General features: G+C 70.2%; 12 protein-coding genes, 1 tRNA gene and 1 riboswitch. Of the genes, 2 read left to right on the forward strand and 11 right to left on the reverse strand.

Annotated features, from left to right (window positions below):
• Positions 1 to 18: 18 nt before the first annotated feature.
• Positions 19 to 104: transfer RNA gene (locus ACFYY7_RS19030), tRNA-Leu, on the reverse strand.
• 490 nt (positions 105 to 594) lie between these two features.
• On the opposite strand from ACFYY7_RS19030, the gene ACFYY7_RS19035 reads away from it, so the two are divergent.
• Complete coding sequence (locus ACFYY7_RS19035; RefSeq protein WP_360930253.1) at positions 595 to 1365, forward strand: ABC transporter ATP-binding protein; 771 nt, start codon at positions 595 to 597, stop codon at positions 1363 to 1365.
• 56 nt (positions 1366 to 1421) lie between these two features.
• A complete protein-coding gene (locus ACFYY7_RS19040; protein ID WP_388662797.1) occupies positions 1422 to 3950 on the forward strand; it encodes an ABC transporter permease in 2529 nt (842 codons plus the stop codon).
• A 96-nt stretch (positions 3951 to 4046) separates the two neighbouring features.
• Here ACFYY7_RS19040 and ACFYY7_RS19045 read toward each other — a convergent pair whose 3' ends face one another.
• From ACFYY7_RS19045 to ACFYY7_RS19090, 10 genes are all read right to left on the reverse strand, one after another.
• Complete coding sequence (locus ACFYY7_RS19045) at positions 4047 to 5351, reverse strand: class I SAM-dependent methyltransferase (RefSeq protein WP_388662799.1); 1305 nt, start codon at positions 5349 to 5351, stop codon at positions 4047 to 4049.
• A gap of 277 nt (positions 5352 to 5628) precedes the next feature.
• A complete protein-coding gene (locus ACFYY7_RS19050; protein ID WP_388662800.1) occupies positions 5629 to 7014 on the reverse strand; it encodes an NAD(P)/FAD-dependent oxidoreductase in 1386 nt (461 codons plus the stop codon).
• Positions 7015 to 7495: 481 nt separating this feature from the next.
• The gene (locus ACFYY7_RS19055) at positions 7496 to 8437 is read right to left on the reverse strand and encodes an exopolyphosphatase (protein ID WP_388662802.1); all 942 of its coding nucleotides are present in this window, start codon (positions 8435 to 8437) and stop codon (positions 7496 to 7498) included.
• Between the two features lie 134 nt (positions 8438 to 8571).
• A complete protein-coding gene (locus ACFYY7_RS19060; protein WP_351261362.1) occupies positions 8572 to 9105 on the reverse strand; it encodes a DUF501 domain-containing protein in 534 nt (177 codons plus the stop codon).
• A 59-nt stretch (positions 9106 to 9164) separates the two neighbouring features.
• Positions 9165 to 9644 (reverse strand): septum formation initiator family protein, encoded by a 480-nt coding sequence (locus tag ACFYY7_RS19065; protein WP_388662804.1) that lies wholly within the window; start codon positions 9642 to 9644, stop codon positions 9165 to 9167.
• A gap of 115 nt (positions 9645 to 9759) precedes the next feature.
• Positions 9760 to 11049: a phosphopyruvate hydratase gene (gene eno, locus ACFYY7_RS19070; RefSeq protein ID WP_358949206.1), complete on the reverse strand. Its 1290-nt coding sequence runs from the start codon at positions 11047 to 11049 to the stop codon at positions 9760 to 9762.
• A 289-nt stretch (positions 11050 to 11338) separates the two neighbouring features.
• Complete coding sequence (locus tag ACFYY7_RS19075) at positions 11339 to 12109, reverse strand: transglycosylase family protein (protein ID WP_388662806.1); 771 nt, start codon at positions 12107 to 12109, stop codon at positions 11339 to 11341.
• Between the two features lie 3 nt (positions 12110 to 12112).
• Positions 12113 to 12284, reverse strand: a riboswitch (cyclic di-AMP (ydaO/yuaA leader).
• A 299-nt stretch (positions 12285 to 12583) separates the two neighbouring features.
• On the reverse strand, positions 12584 to 13513 hold the full coding sequence (locus ACFYY7_RS19080; RefSeq protein WP_388662808.1) for a transglycosylase family protein: 930 nt from the start codon (positions 13511 to 13513) through the stop codon (positions 12584 to 12586).
• 105 nt (positions 13514 to 13618) lie between these two features.
• Complete coding sequence (locus ACFYY7_RS19085) at positions 13619 to 14944, reverse strand: cytochrome P450 (protein ID WP_388662809.1); 1326 nt, start codon at positions 14942 to 14944, stop codon at positions 13619 to 13621.
• A 166-nt stretch (positions 14945 to 15110) separates the two neighbouring features.
• Entirely contained in the window at positions 15111 to 16073 is a 963-nt protein-coding gene (locus tag ACFYY7_RS19090; RefSeq protein WP_388662811.1) for a nucleoside triphosphate pyrophosphohydrolase, read from the reverse strand.
• Positions 16074 to 16103: the final 30 nt, after the last annotated feature.

Genomic DNA, 16103 nt, shown 5'->3' on the forward strand with positions numbered 1-16103 from the left:
CGGCCCCCAAGTGAGAAGTGGTGCCTGGAACCGGACTCGAACCGGTACGCCCCCGAGGGGCAGCGAGGTTTAAGCTCGCCGTGTCTGCATTCCACCATCCAGGCCTGGCGCGCGGCTCCGCGTTGGCACATGACCCTATCCGGGGACCTCCCCCGAACAGCGGATCAGTGGCGCGATGTTGTCTTATTTTATTGACCGCTTGAGGGGTCGTCAGCACTCGTTCAAGGGCATCGCCACATGCCTGGGCGGGGTAGCGGGCACGACGGCCGGTAATCCGGATTGACGTAAAGTCGCCGCACTCGGACGGCGCATTCACCGGGCGCGCGCCGGTGGCCGCTACGGGCGCACCACCGCGCGGGGCAGAGGGCCGGGCGCGGGGCCGCCGGGTGCCCGGCCGGGCGGTGGCCCCCGGAACGGCGACTCAGGGTCGGTGTCATACCGCAGGAGGACCCCGGGCCCTCCCGGTGCGACTCAAGGCTGCCCCAGGAACGGGCACGCGGACGGACGCCCGGCGGCGCGACGGCGGTGACGATTGAGGGGTCCCGCTCAAACCCCGGACGAGCCCTCGGCCGGAGCCCGAAACAGGAGATACCCGTGACCACCATTTCCACCGCACCCCGCGTCACCACGGTGGCCGCCCGCGCCACGGATCTGTCGAAGGTCTACGGGGAGGGCGAGACCAGGGTGACCGCTCTGGACCAGGTCTCCGTGGACTTCCCCCGGGGCGAGTTCACCGCGATCATGGGCCCGTCCGGCTCCGGCAAGTCCACGCTGATGCACTGCGTGGCCGGTCTCGACAGCTTCAGCGGCGGTTCGGTACGGATCGGCGAGACGGAGCTCGGCTCCCTCAAGGACAAGCAGCTCACCCAGCTCCGCCGGGACAAGATCGGCTTCATCTTCCAGGCGTTCAACCTGCTGCCGACGCTGACGGCGTACGAGAACATCACGCTCCCCATGGACATCGCGGGCCGCAAGCCCGACGCCGAGTGGGTGCGCCAGGTCATCGACATGGTGGGCCTTTCCGACCGGCTGTCCCACCGGCCGACAGAGCTCTCCGGCGGTCAGCAGCAGCGCGTCGCGGTCGCCCGCGCCCTGGCCTCCCGGCCGGAGATCATCTTCGGTGACGAGCCGACCGGGAACCTGGACTCCCGCTCCGGCGCCGAGGTCCTCGGCTTCCTGCGCAACTCGGTGCGCGAGCTGGGACAGACCGTGGTGATCGTGACCCACGACCCGGCGGCCGCCTCCTACGCGGACCGGGTCATCTTCCTCGCGGACGGCCGGATCGTCGACCAGATGATCAACCCCACCGCGGACCGGGTCCTCGACCGGATGAAGGCGTTCGACGCCAAGGGCCGCACCAGCTGAGTCCGCCCCGCCCTGCGCCCCTCCCCGGACCCTCTCCCATCCCAGGACTGACAGACATGTTCCGTACCGCCCTGCGCAATGTGCTCGCGCACAAGGCCAGGCTGCTGATGACCGTCCTCGCCGTGATGCTCGGCGTGGCCTTCGTCTCCGGCACGCTGGTCTTCACCGACACCCTCGGCAACGCCCTCCGCAACCAGTCGGCCAAGAGCTACGACGACGTCGCCGTCGCCGTCACCACCTACGCCGACCAGCGCGACGAGAAGACCACCGGCATCACCGCCGCCACCCTGAAGAAGATCCAGGGCCTGGACGGCGTCTCCACCGCCACCGGCCGGGTCTCCGGCTTCGCCGGGGTCGCCGACCCCGACGGCAGGCTGATCGGCAACGGCTGGTCCAACACCGGCGGGAACTACTTCCCCGGCAAGAACGGCAAGGACTCCGCGTACACCTTCGTCGACGGTACGGGCCCGGTCGCGGCCGACCGGATCGCGCTCGACAAGGAGACCGCGAAGAAGGGCGAGTACAAAGTCGGTGACCGGGTCCGGGTCGCCACGAACGGGCCGGTGAAGGAGTACGTCCTCTCCGGCGTCTTCACCACCGAGGACGGCGCGGTCAACGCGGGCGGCAGCCTGGTCCTCTTCGACACCGAGGTCGCCCAGAAGCTCTACCTCAGGCCCGGCGTGTTCCAGGACGCCAATGTGTCCGCCGTGTCCGGCGCCTCCGCCGAGAAGCTGCTGGCCGAGGTGAAGCCGCTGCTGCCGAAGGACGCCGAGGCCAAGACCGGCCAGGCGCTCGCGGACCAGCAGGCCAAGGACATCGAGGACGGTCTGAGCGGTCTCAACGGGATGCTGCTCGCCTTCGCCGGCATCGCCCTGTTCGTCGGTGTCTTCCTGATCGCCAACACCTTCACCATGCTGGTGGCCCAGCGCACCAAGGAGCTGGCGCTGATGCGCGCCGTCGGCGCCTCGCGCCGCCAGGTCAAGCGCTCGGTGCTCATCGAAGCGGCCGTCGTCGGCGTGATCGCCTCGGTCATCGGTTTCGCCATCGGTCTGGGCCTCGCCATCGGGCTGCGCTCCGCGATGGGCCTGTTCGGCGGGAAGATCCCGGCCGGGCCCCTGATCGTCTCGCCCACCGCGGTCATCGCCGCGTTCGCCGTCGGTGTCCTGATCACCGTGCTGGCCGCCTGGCTGCCCGCCCGCCGGGCCGCCAAGATCCCGCCGGTCGCGGCGATGAGCAGCGTGCACGCGACGGCCACGGTCAAGTCCCTGGTGGTGCGCAACTCGATCGGCGCGGTCCTCACCCTGCTGGGCGGGGCGGGGATCGTGGCGGGCGCGTCCAGGAGCGGATCGTCCGGCCGGACGATCATCGCCGCGGGTGCCTTCCTCACATTGATCGGCGTCATCGTGCTGATCCCGCTGCTGTCGCGGCCGGTGATCGCACTGGTCCGCCCGCTGCTGAAGCGGCTGTTCGGGGTCTCCGGCAAGCTCGCCGCGCAGAACGCGGTCCGCAACCCGCGCCGTACCGGCGCCACCGCCTCCGCGCTGGCGATCGGCCTCACCCTGGTCACCGGCATCTCGGTCCTCGGCGTCACCCTCGGCCAGGCGGTCGACCGGATGACCACGGACAACATCAAGGCCGACTACATGGTGACGATGGCGAGCGGCGGTCCGCTCGACGAGTCGGCGCTCACCGCCCTGCAGAAGGCCGACGGGGTCTCGGCCATCTCGCCGCAGCAGGCCACCTCGCTGGAGGTCAAGGGCGAGTACCACTCCGCGTCCGCCGTCACCCCCGGCGACGTGCAGCAGCTCTTCACGCTGCCGACCGTCTCCGGCTCGCTCGACGCGCTGGGGAAGGGCGAGATCGCCGTCGACAAGAAGACGGCCGAGTCCAACGGCTGGAAGACCGGCGACACCCTCCCGGTGAAGTTCGACGACGACAAGAAGGGCGAGCTGAAAGTCGGGGCGGTCTTCGAGGGGAACGAGATGCTCTCCCCGGTCCTGGTCCCGAAGAACGTCGCCGACGCGCACGGCGGCATGTCGTACATCCGCGAGATCTGGCTGAAGACGGACGGCGGCGCGACCGACGCCAACGAGCAGGCGCTGGTGAAGGCCCTGGGTGACAACCCCGGGATGAGCATCATGGACCGTCAGGACATCCGTGACATGTTCGGCGGCTCGGTCAACCTCGCGATGAACATCATGTACGGGCTGCTGGCGATGGCCCTGATCATCGCGGTGCTCGGGGTCGTCAACACCCTGGCGATGTCGGTCTTCGAGCGCCAGCAGGAGATCGGCATGCTGCGGGCGATCGGCCTGGACCGGCGCCGGGTGAAGCGCATGATCCGGCTGGAGGCCGTGGTCATCTCGCTCTTCGGCGCGGTGGTCGGTGTCGTGCTCGGCATGTTCCTCGGCTGGGCGATCGGGCAGACCCTGTCCTCGGAGATCCCGCAGTACGCGCTGGTCATCCCGTGGGACCGGATCGCGGTCTTCCTGGTGCTGGCGGGGATCGTGGGTGTGCTGGCCGCGCTCTGGCCGGCCCGCAGCGCCGCGAAGCTGAACATGCTGACGGCGATCAAGACGGAGTAGCGGACCCGGCGGGACGGGATCCCGCCGAAGACGCCCGAGGGCCGGTGCGCGCAGCGAAGAAGCCGCGCGCACCGGCCCTCGGCCCGTCCCGGTGTGTCAACCGGTCGCGGACGCCGTCCAGTCACGGGCCCGCAGCGGCATGCGGGAGGCCCCGCCCTCCGCCGGACGCACCGCGAGGATCTGGTTGACGCCGATCTTGTTGTGCTCGAAGGAGAGGGCGGAGGCGGCCATGTAGAGCCGCCAGACCCTGGCCCGTCCGGCCGAGGTCATCCGGACCGCCCGGTCCCACTGCTTCTCCAGGTTGGCGACCCAGCGGCGCAGGGTCAGCGCGTAGTGCTCGCGGATCGACTCGACGTCGCGGGCCTCGAAGCCGGCCTCTTCGAGGGTGGCCACGGTCCGGCCCACCGGGGCCAGTTCGCCGTCGGGGAAGACGTAGGCGTCGATGAACTCGTCCACGTGGTACGCGGACTCGTCCTTCTCGGGGCGGCGGGCGATCTGGTGGTTGAGCAGCCGGCCGCCGGGCTTGAGGAGTGCGTAGAGGTCGTCGGCGTACTCACGGAACCGGACCGAGCCGACGTGTTCCGCCATGCCGATGGACGAAATGGCGTCGTAGGGGCCGTCCCTGACGTCCCGGTAGTCCTGGACCCGGATCTCGATCCGGTCGGTCAGGCCCTCCTGCGCGATGCGCTTCCTGGCGAAGGCGGCCTGTTCCACGGAGAGGGTGACTCCGGTGACCCGGGCGCCGTACTCGCGGGCGGCGTGGATGGCCATGGAGCCCCAGCCGCAGCCGACGTCGAGGAGGCGGTCGCCCTCCTTCAGCGCGAGCTTGCGGCAGACCAGGTCGAGCTTGTCGCGCTGGGCGTCCTCAAGGCTTTTGTCGTCCTCCCAGTAGGCGCAGGAGTAGACCATGGACGGGCCGAGGACCAGTTCGTAGAAGTCGTTGCCCACGTCGTAGTGGTGGCTGATGGCCGCCTTGTCCCGGCGCTTGGTGTGGAGGGGGCCGGGGCGGCGGCGCACCTCCTCGGGCGGCGGGGGCGGCGGGGGCAGGGGGCCGCCCAGTCGCAGCAGCCCCTTGGCGAAGGCCCGCACCCTGGGGTCGCGGACCGGGTGGACGCTCTCCTTGGCGTCGGCCCCGTGTTCCCAGATCAGCGAGGCCATCAGGTCCAGGGCCTCGTAGAGATCGCCTTCGATGTCGAGTTCGCCCGCGACCCAGGCGCGGGCCAGGCCCAGTTCGCCCGGCTTCCAGAGCAGCCGGCGCAGCGCGCGGCGGTTCCGGATCACAAGTACGGGGGCACCGGGCGGTCCGGATTCGCTGCCGTCCCAGGCCCGGATACGGACCGGCAGCTTTTCTCCCAGCAACTCCTCGGCAAGAGCGGTCAGCCGCAACGCGGCGTCTGCCATGGCGCACACCTCCGTGATGGTGTTCCCAATGTGCCCAAACATGGTCGAACATGCCTGCAACCACGCCGGGCACCCGTGCGCCACGACGAGGTACGTACCCGTCAACAGTCCGCGAAGCCCCCGCCATCCCGCTACAGCGCAATGGAAGGGCAAAACAGCTGTACGGCACATGCATTCGGCGCCGGATACGCCGAAGGAGCCGCCCGCACCACGGATGGCGGACGGCCCCTTCGGGCGTTGTGCGCGTACTGCGCGGGCGAGTGGGCCCGCGGGCGGACTAGGAGGCCTTGGCCTTCTCGCCCTCGGCCTTGGCGGCGGCCGGTGCCGGGGCCGGCTTGGCGGCCTCGTAGAACTCCTCGCGCGGCGTCTCCATGGCGCCGAGCGAGACGACCTCGCGCTTGAGGAACATCGCGAGGGTCCAGTCGGCGAAGATCCGGATCTTGCGGTTCCAGGTCGGCATCGCCATGCCGTGGTAGCCACGGTGCATGTACCAGGCGATGCGTCCCTTGAGCTTGATCTTCATCTTGCCCATGACGATCATCGCGACGCCCTTGTGCAGCCCCAGACCGGCGACGGCACCCTTGTTGGCGTGGCTGTACTCCTTCTGCGGGAAGCCCCGCATGCCGGAGATGACGTTGTCGCCGAGGACCTTGGCCTGCCGCAGCGCGTGCTGGGCGTTGGGCGGGCACCAGGCGTTCGGGTTACCGGCCCGGCGGCCGATCATGTCCGGAACCTGGGCGTTGTCGCCCGCGGCCCAGATGTAGTCGGTGCCCTGCACCTGGAGCTTCTCGGAGGTGTCCACGTGACCGCGCGGACCGAGCGGCAGGCCGAAGCGGGCCAGCGCCGGGTTCGGCTTCACGCCGGCCGTCCACACGATGGTGTTGGAGTCGACCTCGAGGCCGTTCTTCAGGACGACGTGACCGTCGACGCAGGAGTCCATGGAGGTCGAGAGGAAGACCTCGACACCACGGGATTCCAGGTGCTCCCGGCCCCAGGTGCCCAGCTTCGGTCCGACCTCGGGAAGGATCTTGTCGGCGGCGTCGACGAGGATGAAGCGCATGTCCTCGCGCTTCACGTTCGTGTAGTACTTCGCCGCGTCACGGGCCATGTCCTCGACCTCGCCGATGGTCTCCGCGCCGGCGAAGCCGCCGCCCACGAAGACGAACGTCAGCGCCCTGCGGCGGACGTCCTCGTCGGTCGTCGAGTCGGCCTTGTCCAGCTGCTCGAGGACGTGGTTGCGCAGGCCGATGGCCTCCTCGATGCCCTTCATGCCGATGCCCTGTTCGGCGAGGCCGGGGATCGGGAAGGTGCGGGAGACCGCGCCCATCGCGATGACCAGGTAGTCGAAGGGCAGCTCGTAGGCCTCGCCGACGAGCGGCGCGACCGTGGCGACCTTGCGGTCCTGGTCGATGGTCGTGACTCGGCCGGTGAGAACCTCGGCCTTGGGCAGGACGCGTCGCAGCGGGACGACGACATGCCGAGGCGAGATGCTGCCGGCAGCAGCTTCGGGGAGGAAGGGCTGGTAGGTCATGTACGACCGGGGGTCGACGACCGTGACGGTCGCCTCTCCGTAGCGCATCTTCTTGAGGATGCGCCGAGCTGCGTACAGGCCTACGTACCCACCGCCTACTACGAGGATCCTGGGACGCTCCGTGGTGCTCATGCCATCGAGTATCCACCCCCCTCGGAGGGCATGCTCGTGAGCCCCTTCACAAGCATGTGTCCACCTTCTGCTACACTTCGCCGCCCACGTGACCGAGGTCATGGCGACGCAGGGGAACCACGGCGTGACGGCGAACGTTGTTCACCGCTTGTGAGCTGGCCCTTGGCCCTCCGGACGGACCGAACCACCGCTCCGGTTCACCTGTCGGCAACACGTCCGGAACACTCCCGCACGACCTCGCAACAACCTTGCGGGCGGCCCCGGATGCCCATCCGGAGCAGAACCGCCCTCCACAGAGCCGAATTCCTTGTGAAGAAGTTCACGAACTTCGTCGCGGCGTGTCCCGGAAACCACCCCCCGGGTGGCCCACGAGAGCTCAAAGGTGCAGGCCAAGGTACGCGTGAGCGCTCCGCGCGGAGCGCCCCCGCCAGCCCCTTCCAGCCCCTTCCAGGCCCTTCCAGGCCCTTCCGGTGCCTGTCCCCTAGGCGATCGACCAGCCGATCCCGTCGAGGATGTCGTGCTCGCTGACGACGACCTCACGGGCCCCGGTCCGCTCCATCACGGCGAGCAGGATCAGCGCACCGGACGTGATCACATCGACCCGTCCCGGGTGCATCGCGCCCATCGCGGCCCGCTCGGCGTGGGTGGAGCCGAGGAGCCGTCCGGTGATCTCCTGGACCTGATCGAAGGAGATCCGGGAGTGGTGGATCGCCTCGGAGTCGTACGCGTCGAGCCCCAGGGCGATCGCGGCGACCGTGGTGACCGTCCCGGCGAGGCCGACGAGGGTGGCGGCCCCGGTGAGCGGCACGCTCTCCTCGGCGAGGTCGAGGGCGGCGTCGATGTCGGCCCGGATCGCGGCGACCTGGGCGTCGGTCGGCGGGTCGGTGACGACACCGTCGTGCACCAGGTGCCGCTCGGTCATCCGTACGCAGCCGATGTCGACGGAGCGCGCGGCCCGTACGTGGTCGTCGCCGACGACGAACTCGGTGGAGCCGCCGCCGATGTCCACGACGAGATACGGCTCGGCGAGGTGGTCGCGGCCCGCGAGTTCCTTGGTGGCTCCGGTGAAGGAGAACTCCGCCTCCTGGTCACCGCTGATCACCTCGGGCTCGACGCCCAGGATCTCCAGCACCCCCCGGACGAAGTCGTCCCGGTTCTCCGCGTCGCGGGAGGCGGAGGTGGCGACGAAGCGGAGCCGCTGCGCCCCGTGCTCCTTGATCACCGTCGCGTACTGCCGGCAGGCCGCGAACGTCCGCTCCAGCGCCTCGGGAGCGAGCCGCCCGGTACGGTCGACGCCCTGCCCGAGCCGGACGATCTCCATCCGCCGGTCGAGCTCGACGAGCTCACCGGTGGACGGGTCGGCGTCGGCGACGAGCAGACGGATGGAGTTGGTGCCGCAGTCGATGGCAGCCACGCGAGTCATGAAGCACTCCCACAATCAAGCCCCTCCGGCGATCGGGGAGCAGTTCAAGCCCCTCCGGGGACGAGGAGCCATTCAAGCCCCTCCGGCGATCGAGGAGCAGGGGTCCGGGGGCGGAGCCCCCGGGGAACGAACGGTCAGTCCTCGTCCGGCGCGCCGCACGGCGAAACGCACGGCCCCTTGCGCCACCACTCCGGCAGCATCGCGATCGCCTCGTCGCCCAGCGGATTCACCCCCGGCCCCGCGGCCAGCGAGTGCCCCACCAGAACGTGCAGGCACTTCACCCGGTCCGGCATGCCTCCCGCGCTCGGAAAGCCCTCCAGCACCTCGATCGCGTCGCGCCGTGCGATGTAGTCCTCGTGCGCGGCCCGGTACGCGGCGGCCAGCTCGGGGTCCGTACCGAGGCGCTCGGTCATCTCCTTCATGACCCCGTTCGCCTCCAGCGTGCCGATCGCGGACGCGGCACGCGGGCACGTCAGGTAGTACGTCGTCGGGAACGGCGTACCGTCCTCCAGCCGGGGCTGCGTCTCGACCACGTCCGGGTTGCCGCACGGGCAGCGGTGCGCGATCGCGCGCAGACCGCGCGGCGGACGGCCCAGCTGCTGCTGGAACGCGGCGATGTCCGCCTCGGTGGGCGCGGTGGACTCGGTCTGGGGAGGGGGCGTTTCCATGCCTGCCTAGGTTCTGATCGGGCTGCTCGAACTGCGGTTCTGCAGATGGATGGAGAAAGTCAGTCGCGGTCGTCGCGGTCGGCGCTGTCCACGCCGTCCCAGAGGTTGGAGTGCCACGGCCGGCCGGACTCGTCCGTCCTGCCCTCGCGCTCCTTGACCGCGTCGGGGTCGATCACGGTGTAACTGGTCTCCCCGGGAAGAAGGTAGTGCAGGTGCGTACGGGCCAGCTGCCGGATGTACGCGTCGTCCTGCAGGCGCGCCTTCTCGTCGCGCAGCTCCTCGGTACGGGCCTTGGCCTCCTGCGCGAGGCGCTCCTGGTCGGCGATCTCGTCCCGCTGCGAGACGTACTGCCGCATCGGGTACGCGAGCGCGACCACCAGCGAGCAGACCACGAGCGCGAGGAAGGCCGCCCGGCCGGTGAGCCGTGAGCGGCGGGCCTGGCGGCGGTTCTGGGACCGGTAGACGCGGGCCGCGGTCTGCTCGCCGAGCAGTCGCAGCCGGGTCGCGGTGGAGAACCGGTCCCGGTCCTTCGCGGCCATGTCCCCGCCTCCCCACTACGCACGTCCGTCCCCGCACACGGTACGGGACCGAGTGCGGGGACGGACGGAGGCCGGGGCACACGACCCCCGCCGGGCTTGTCAGCCCTTGCTGTGCTTACTGGTTCGCAGAGCGAAACCGCGGGAACGCCGAGCGGCCCGCGTACACCGCGGCGTCGTCGAGGATCTCCTCGATGCGCAGCAGCTGGTTGTACTTGGCGACGCGGTCCGAGCGGGCCGGGGCGCCGGTCTTGATCTGGCCGCAGTTCACCGCGACCGCGAGGTCGGCGATGGTGACGTCCTCGGTCTCGCCGGAGCGGTGGGACATCATGCACTTGAAGCCGTTGCGCTGGGCCAGCTCGACGGCGTCCAGGGTCTCGGTCAGCGAGCCGATCTGGTTGACCTTGACGAGCAGGGCGTTGGCGGAGCCCTCCTCGATGCCGCGGGCCAGGCGCTCCGGGTTGGTGACGAAGAGGTCGTCGCCGACGATCTGCACCTTGGCGCCGAGCTTGTCGGTGATGACCTTCCAGCCGGCCCAGTCGTCCTCGTACAGCGGGTCCTCGATGGAGACCAGCGGGTACGCGGAGACGAGCTCCTCGTAGTACTCGGTCATCTCGGCGGCCGAGCGGGCCTTGCCCTCGAACTCGTACTTGCCGTCCTTGTAGAACTCGGACGCGGCGACGTCGAGCGCGAGCGCGATGTCCTTGCCCGGGACGTAGCCGGCCTCCTTGATGGCCTCGAGGATGAGGTCGAGGGCGGCGCGGTTGGACTCCAGGTTCGGCGCGAAGCCGCCCTCGTCGCCGAGACCGGTCGACAGGCCCTTGGTCTTCAGGACCTTCTTCAGCGTGTGGTAGACCTCGGCACCCCAGCGCAGCGCCTCGGAGAAGGACTCCGCGCCGATCGGCGCGATCATGAACTCCTGGATGTCCACGTTGGAGTCGGCGTGCGAACCGCCGTTGAGGATGTTCATCATCGGAACGGGCAGCAGGTGCGCGTTCGGGCCGCCGAGGTAGCGGAAGAGCGGCAGGTCCGAGGCCTCGGACGCGGCGTGGGCGACGGCCAGCGAGACGCCGAGGATGGCGTTGGCGCCGAGCGAGCCCTTGTTCTCGGTGGCGTCCAGGTCGAACATCGCCTGGTCGATCAGCCGCTGCTCGGTGGCGTCGTAGCCGACGAGCTCCGGGCCGATCTGCTCGATCACGGCGAGGACGGCCTTCTCGACGCCCTTGCCCTGGTAGCGGTTGGGGTCACCGTCGCGAAGCTCAATGGCCTCGAACGCACCGGTGGAGGCGCCTGACGGAACGGCAGCACGGCCCGTGCTGCCGTCGTCGAGGCCGACCTCTACCTCGACCGTGGGGTTTCCGCGGGAGTCGAGGATTTCCCGGGCTACGACGACGTCGATGGACGGCACGAGGCATCTCCTTCTGGGATATGACGCTGGTTGTGCAGGGTCGCTTTGGCCTTGCGACAAGAGCCTAACCGGCCCGGCCCGATCAGTCGGCCGACCGCCCGACCCCTGGGACGAAAAAGGACCCGGGGGCACACATTACCGGACAAACTGTCAGATTTTTACCGGTCAGTAACTACAACAGTTGAACGGTCCGCCGCTCCCCCGAGCGCGAACGGCAGCACCCCGGCCGGGCGCATACGGGGGAATGCGCGCCGGGCCGGGGTGGTACTCGGGGAGGAGCGAGCCGCGACTACTTCGTCAGGTGCAGCTGCTGACCCGGGTAGATCAGGTCGGCGTCCTTGACGATGTCCTTGTTCAGCTCGAACAGCTTCTGCCAGCCGCCCTTGACCTTGTGGTCGGCGGCGATCTTGCTCAGCGAGTCGCCGGAGACGACCTTGTACTCGCCGTCGCCCTTCTTGACCTTCTCGCCGGTCGGCGTGGTGACGGTCTTCTTCGACTCGGCCTGCGGGGCGGTGGTGCGGTCCGAGCGGGAGGCGGCGGGGGCCTCGGTGCGCTCGGCCTGCTTCGGCTGGGCCTGCTGCTTCGGGGCGGCCGGGGCGCTCTGCTGCTCGGAGGCGCCGGAGCTCGCGGTCGAATTGGAGGAGGAGTTCGAGGACGAGCCGGTGTCGACGCCCGGGTCGACGCCGTCGTTGGTCAGGTTGCCGGCGCCGGCGCAGCCCCAGGCACCGGGGCCCTGCATGTCGAGGAGCTTCTCGGCGGTGGCGATCTGCTGGGCCTTGGTGGCCAGGTCGGCGCGCGGGGCGTACTGCGTACCGCCGGCGGCGGCCCAGCTGGACTGCGAGAACTGCAGACCGCCGTAGTAGCCGTTGCCGGTGTTGATGGACCAGTTGCCACCGGACTCGCACTGGGCGACGGCGTCCCAGGTGGCGACGGAGGCGGCGGAGGCGCCGGTCGCGCCCATCAGGGGCACGGCGACTGCGGCACCGGCGACACCGGCGAGCGTGGCGATGCGGACGGCCTTGGACGGGCGGCGGTGCTTGCCCTTGCTGGAAAGCAGCATGGAACTTCTCCTCACCGACGCCTACGAGGTGAGCTGTCGGGTTCGGGCCAAGTGAGTTGCCCGGTCGCACGTCCTAGCACGCGACTTCACCCCAAGCCGGTCCTGATGCGTCTTTCGACGATCGGGCCCGGCGCTTACCTGGGTCCCCCGCTCCTGCCTACGGCGCTTTACGCGTCTGTTCCCTTCGACCGACGGCAGGATTCGGCGTGACGGTCGACGGGGCCCGCGGTGCGAGCGGTTCCGACCGTAAACATACGCAACCCCCACATTCAAAGACGGACACATCGGACAATAAACCCTTACTTGCATCTGAAGAACCGTCGTTTCCGCAGGTGGGACGCGATGCGGAAGGGCCCCCGGACGCGACACGCCAGTTGACGCAAAGAGACCCATGTCTCACTTACGCATAAGCGGACATAGGTCCCTGAACTGGCCCACTTTTTGGGGCTCTTTTAGTCGATTATCAGACTTCCCTCACTTGGCCTTCACATCGAGATCGAGGCTCTGGCCAGGGAGGATGAGGTCCGGGTCGGCGCCGACGGCAGCCTTGTTGGCCTCGTAGAGCGCGGGCCAGCCGCCGGGAACCTTCTGTGCGTCAGCAATCGACCAGAGGTTGTCGCCGGCGTGGACGGTGTACGTGCCGTCGGCGGCCGGGGCGGCCGTGTCGCGCGCGTCCTTGCCGCCGCGCGATGCGTGACGGCCCGACTCGCGGCCGTCGGCGTCCGCGCCACGCCCCTTCTCGGCGGCCGGCGCGCCGCGGTGCTTGCCGCCCTTGCCGCTGGACGCGTCGGGCGAGGCGGGCGCTCCGGAGGACGGGGTGGTCGAGGCCGAGGGCTTCGGGGACGGCGAGGTCTTCCCCGACGGCTTGCCGGACCCCTCCGAGCCGTCCGCGCCGTCCGTACCGTCCGAGGCGCTCCCGGACGGCGTGGCGTCGCCCGACGGGTCCGCCGACGCGTCGTCAGCCGGCTTCCCGCTCCCGGCCGGGTCGTCGGCGGGCACCGAGCCCGGGTCCACGCCCGGCAGCGTCCCGTCCACGGCCAGACCGGAGATGACCGCGCAGCTGGGCCAGGCCCGCGGGCCCCGGTCGTCCAGCACCTTCTCGGCCACCTCTATCTGCTGCGCCCGGCTGGCGAGGTCGGCGCGCTCCGCGTACGCCTCACCGCCGTACGCCTTCCAGGTCTCCTGCGAGAACTGGAGGCCGCCGTAGTAGCCGTTCCCGAAGTCGGCGCTCCACGCGCCGCCGCTCTCGCACTCGGCCACCCGGTCCCAGGTCGTGGCGTCGGCCGCGTGGGCACCGGACGCGCCGAGCAGCGGGATGGCGATGGCCGATCCGGTCACGCCCGCGGCGACGACGATGGCGGGTGCCTGACGGGGGCGACGGTGTTTGCCGTTCGCGGAGCCCATGGGGTTGCCTTCCGGGTAGCTGACGTGTGACTGGTGAGTCGAACGGTGAACCTAGCCGGGTTCGAACGGGAGTCACAAGTCGATGCAGCGCAGATCACGTGAAAGTCACAGAGTTGACGGTGCGTCACTTTCTGCGTGGGCGGACCCCGGGGTGAACTCCACGGGAAGCGTGCGGAGTCCGCGCATGATGAGCCCGCCACGCCACCGCAAATCGGTATGTTCCACCGCAAGTCGCAGGTCCGGAAGGCGGTTCAGGAGCGTGGCGAGCGCGGTCTGTCCCTCCAGCCGGGCGAGCGGCGCACCCAGGCAGTAGTGGATGCCGTGCCCGTATCCGAGGTGCTGATTGTCACGCCGTGCGAGGTCGAGCGTGTCGGGGTCCTCGAAACGCTCCGGGTCGCGGTCGGCCGCGGCGAGCACCACGAGTACCGGGTCCCCGGCCGCGATGTCCTGTCCGCCGAGCGTCAGCGGTTCGGTGGCGAACCGCCAGGTGGCCAGTTCCACCGGGCCGTCGTACCGCAGCAGTTCCTCGATGCCGGTCTCCAGCAGCCCGCTCTCCCCCGCGTCCAGGGAGAGCTGGAGCCGTTCGCGCTGCGCGGGGTTGCGCAGCAGGGCGTAGACCCCGTTGCCGATGAGGTTGACCGTGGTCTCGAATCCGGCGAAGAGCAGGATGAAGGCCATGGCCGCGGCCTCGTTCTCGGTGAGGTGCTCGCCGTGGTCGCTGGCGCGGATCAGCCCGGAGATCAGATCGTCCCCGGGGTTCTCCCGCTTGCGGTGGATCAGCTCGGCGAGATAGCCGCGCATCTTCTTCACCGACCTGGCCACCCCGCCGCGCGGACCGCCGCCGTGGCGGATCATCATGCCCGCCCAGTCCCGGAAGTCGTCCTGGTCCTCGCGCGGGACGCCGAGCAGGTCGCAGATCGCGTAGATGGGGAGCGGGAAGGCGAAGTCGTGGATGAGGTCCGCCTTCCCCTCCGCGATGAAGCGGTCGATGAGGCGGTCCGTCAGTTCCTGTACGCGCGGTGCGAACTCGGCGACCCGGCGCGGGGTGAACGCCTTGGAGACGAGGCGGCGCAGCCGGGTGTGGTCCGGCGGGTCGATGTTCAGCAGATGCGTCATCAGCTCCGCCTTGCGCTCTCCCGGGATGCCCGTCTTCCCCTTGGCGTGCGCCGGCTCGGCGTGGTGCGCCGGGTTCTTGGAGAGCCGGGTGTCGGCGAGCGCCTGCCGCGCGTCCGCGTACCTGGTCACGAGCCACGCCTCGACGCCGCTGGGCAGCGCGGTCCGGTGCACGGGGCTGTGCTCCCGCAGCCAGGCGTAGGCCGGGTACGGGTCGGTGGCGAACTCCCAGGTGAAGAGTTCGGGGCCGCCGGCGGGGCAGGCGGCGGGCGCATCGGCGGGACTGTCGGCGGGGCGGTCGGCGGGGCTGTGGTTCACCCCCCGACGTTATCCGCCGCCCCCGGGCGCCATCCCCCGCCCTCCGGCGTACTCGTCCCCGCCGGCGGTTCCCGTCGCCCTCCGGCGCTGCTCGGCCCACTCCGGCGCCAGGCGTCGCCCTCCGGCGCTACTCGTTGTCCTCCGCCGCCAGGCGTCGCCCCCGGTGCTACTCGTTGCCCTCCGCCGCCCTGATGGCGTCCCGGTAGGCGCGGCCCGCGGCCCGCAGGGCGGCCTCGGGGTCGATGCCGTCCTGCTCGGCGCGTACGGCGAGGGCGAGGAGCTCGTAGCCGATGCCGTCGCCGGTGGGGAGCGGCACGTCGAGCTTCGCGGTACGGACCCGGCCGGCCAGCTTCGCCGCCAGCGCCAGGCCGGGCTGCCCGAGCGGGACCCCGTCGGTGACCGAGTCGCGCTGCTTCTCGATGGCCTTGGTGCGCAGCCAGTGCGCGTGGACGTCCTCCGGAGTCTCGGCGCTCTCGTCGCCGAAGACGTGCGGGTGGCGGTGGATCAGCTTCTCGACGAGGGTCGCGGCCACGTCGTCGACGGAGAACGGCTCCTCCTCGTCCTCCTCGGCGATCCTGGCGTGGAAGACGACCTGGAGGAGCACGTCGCCGAGTTCCTCGCGCAGCTCGTCGCGGTCGCCGTCCTCGATCGCCTCGACGAGTTCGTACGCCTCCTCGATGGCGTACTTGGCGAGGCCCTCGTGGGTCTTCTGCGAGGTCCACGGGCATTCGACCCTGATCCGGTCCATGACCTGGACCAGATCGAGGAGCCGGGCGCCCGGCAGGTCGTACGAACCGGGCAGCAGCTCCAGGTCCGGCATCCGCACCCGGCCCGAACCGGCGAGCCTGGCGAGCCCGTCGGTCAGCGGCTGATCGCCCTCGCCGCCCGCGAGGACGACGACGGACCGGCCGCCCGCACAGTCGTCGACGAGTTCCTGCGCGGCGGGCGCGGCATGCTCGACGGTGACGCCCGCCTCGCGCAGATACGGCAGCTGCGGGTGGTCCGGCTCGGCGCAGAGCACCCGGTCGGCGGCGTGCAGTGCCTGCCAGGCGGGCCAGGACAGGAGTCCGGGCGCGACGCGGTGGCTGGCGGTGAGCAGAACGATACGGCCGGGGTCTTCAGCATTCACCGTTCGAATCTACTCCGGTCGCTCCCGCCG

Source organism: Streptomyces sp. NPDC001933 (genome assembly GCF_042890955.1).
Taxonomy (GTDB): Bacteria; Actinomycetota; Actinomycetes; order Streptomycetales; family Streptomycetaceae; genus Streptomyces.

What these genes read in the sequence shown, in the direction of transcription:
- ACFYY7_RS19045 (WP_388662799.1), bottom strand. Translation starts at nt 5,351, where the DNA reads ATGGCAGACGCCGCGTTGCGGCTGACCGCTCTTGCCGAGGAGTTGCTG.
- ACFYY7_RS19060 (WP_351261362.1), bottom strand. Translation starts at nt 9,105, where the DNA reads ATGGAAACGCCCCCTCCCCAGACCGAGTCCACCGCGCCCACCGAGGCG.
- ACFYY7_RS19055 (WP_388662802.1), bottom strand. Translation starts at nt 8,437, where the DNA reads ATGACTCGCGTGGCTGCCATCGACTGCGGCACCAACTCCATCCGTCTG.
- ACFYY7_RS19075 (WP_388662806.1), bottom strand. Translation starts at nt 12,109, where the DNA reads ATGCTGCTTTCCAGCAAGGGCAAGCACCGCCGCCCGTCCAAGGCCGTC.
- ACFYY7_RS19065 (WP_388662804.1), bottom strand. Translation starts at nt 9,644, where the DNA reads ATGGCCGCGAAGGACCGGGACCGGTTCTCCACCGCGACCCGGCTGCGA.
- ACFYY7_RS19050 (WP_388662800.1), bottom strand. Translation starts at nt 7,014, where the DNA reads ATGAGCACCACGGAGCGTCCCAGGATCCTCGTAGTAGGCGGTGGGTAC.
- ACFYY7_RS19040 (WP_388662797.1), top strand. Translation starts at nt 1,422, where the DNA reads ATGTTCCGTACCGCCCTGCGCAATGTGCTCGCGCACAAGGCCAGGCTG.
- ACFYY7_RS19080 (WP_388662808.1), bottom strand. Translation starts at nt 13,513, where the DNA reads ATGGGCTCCGCGAACGGCAAACACCGTCGCCCCCGTCAGGCACCCGCC.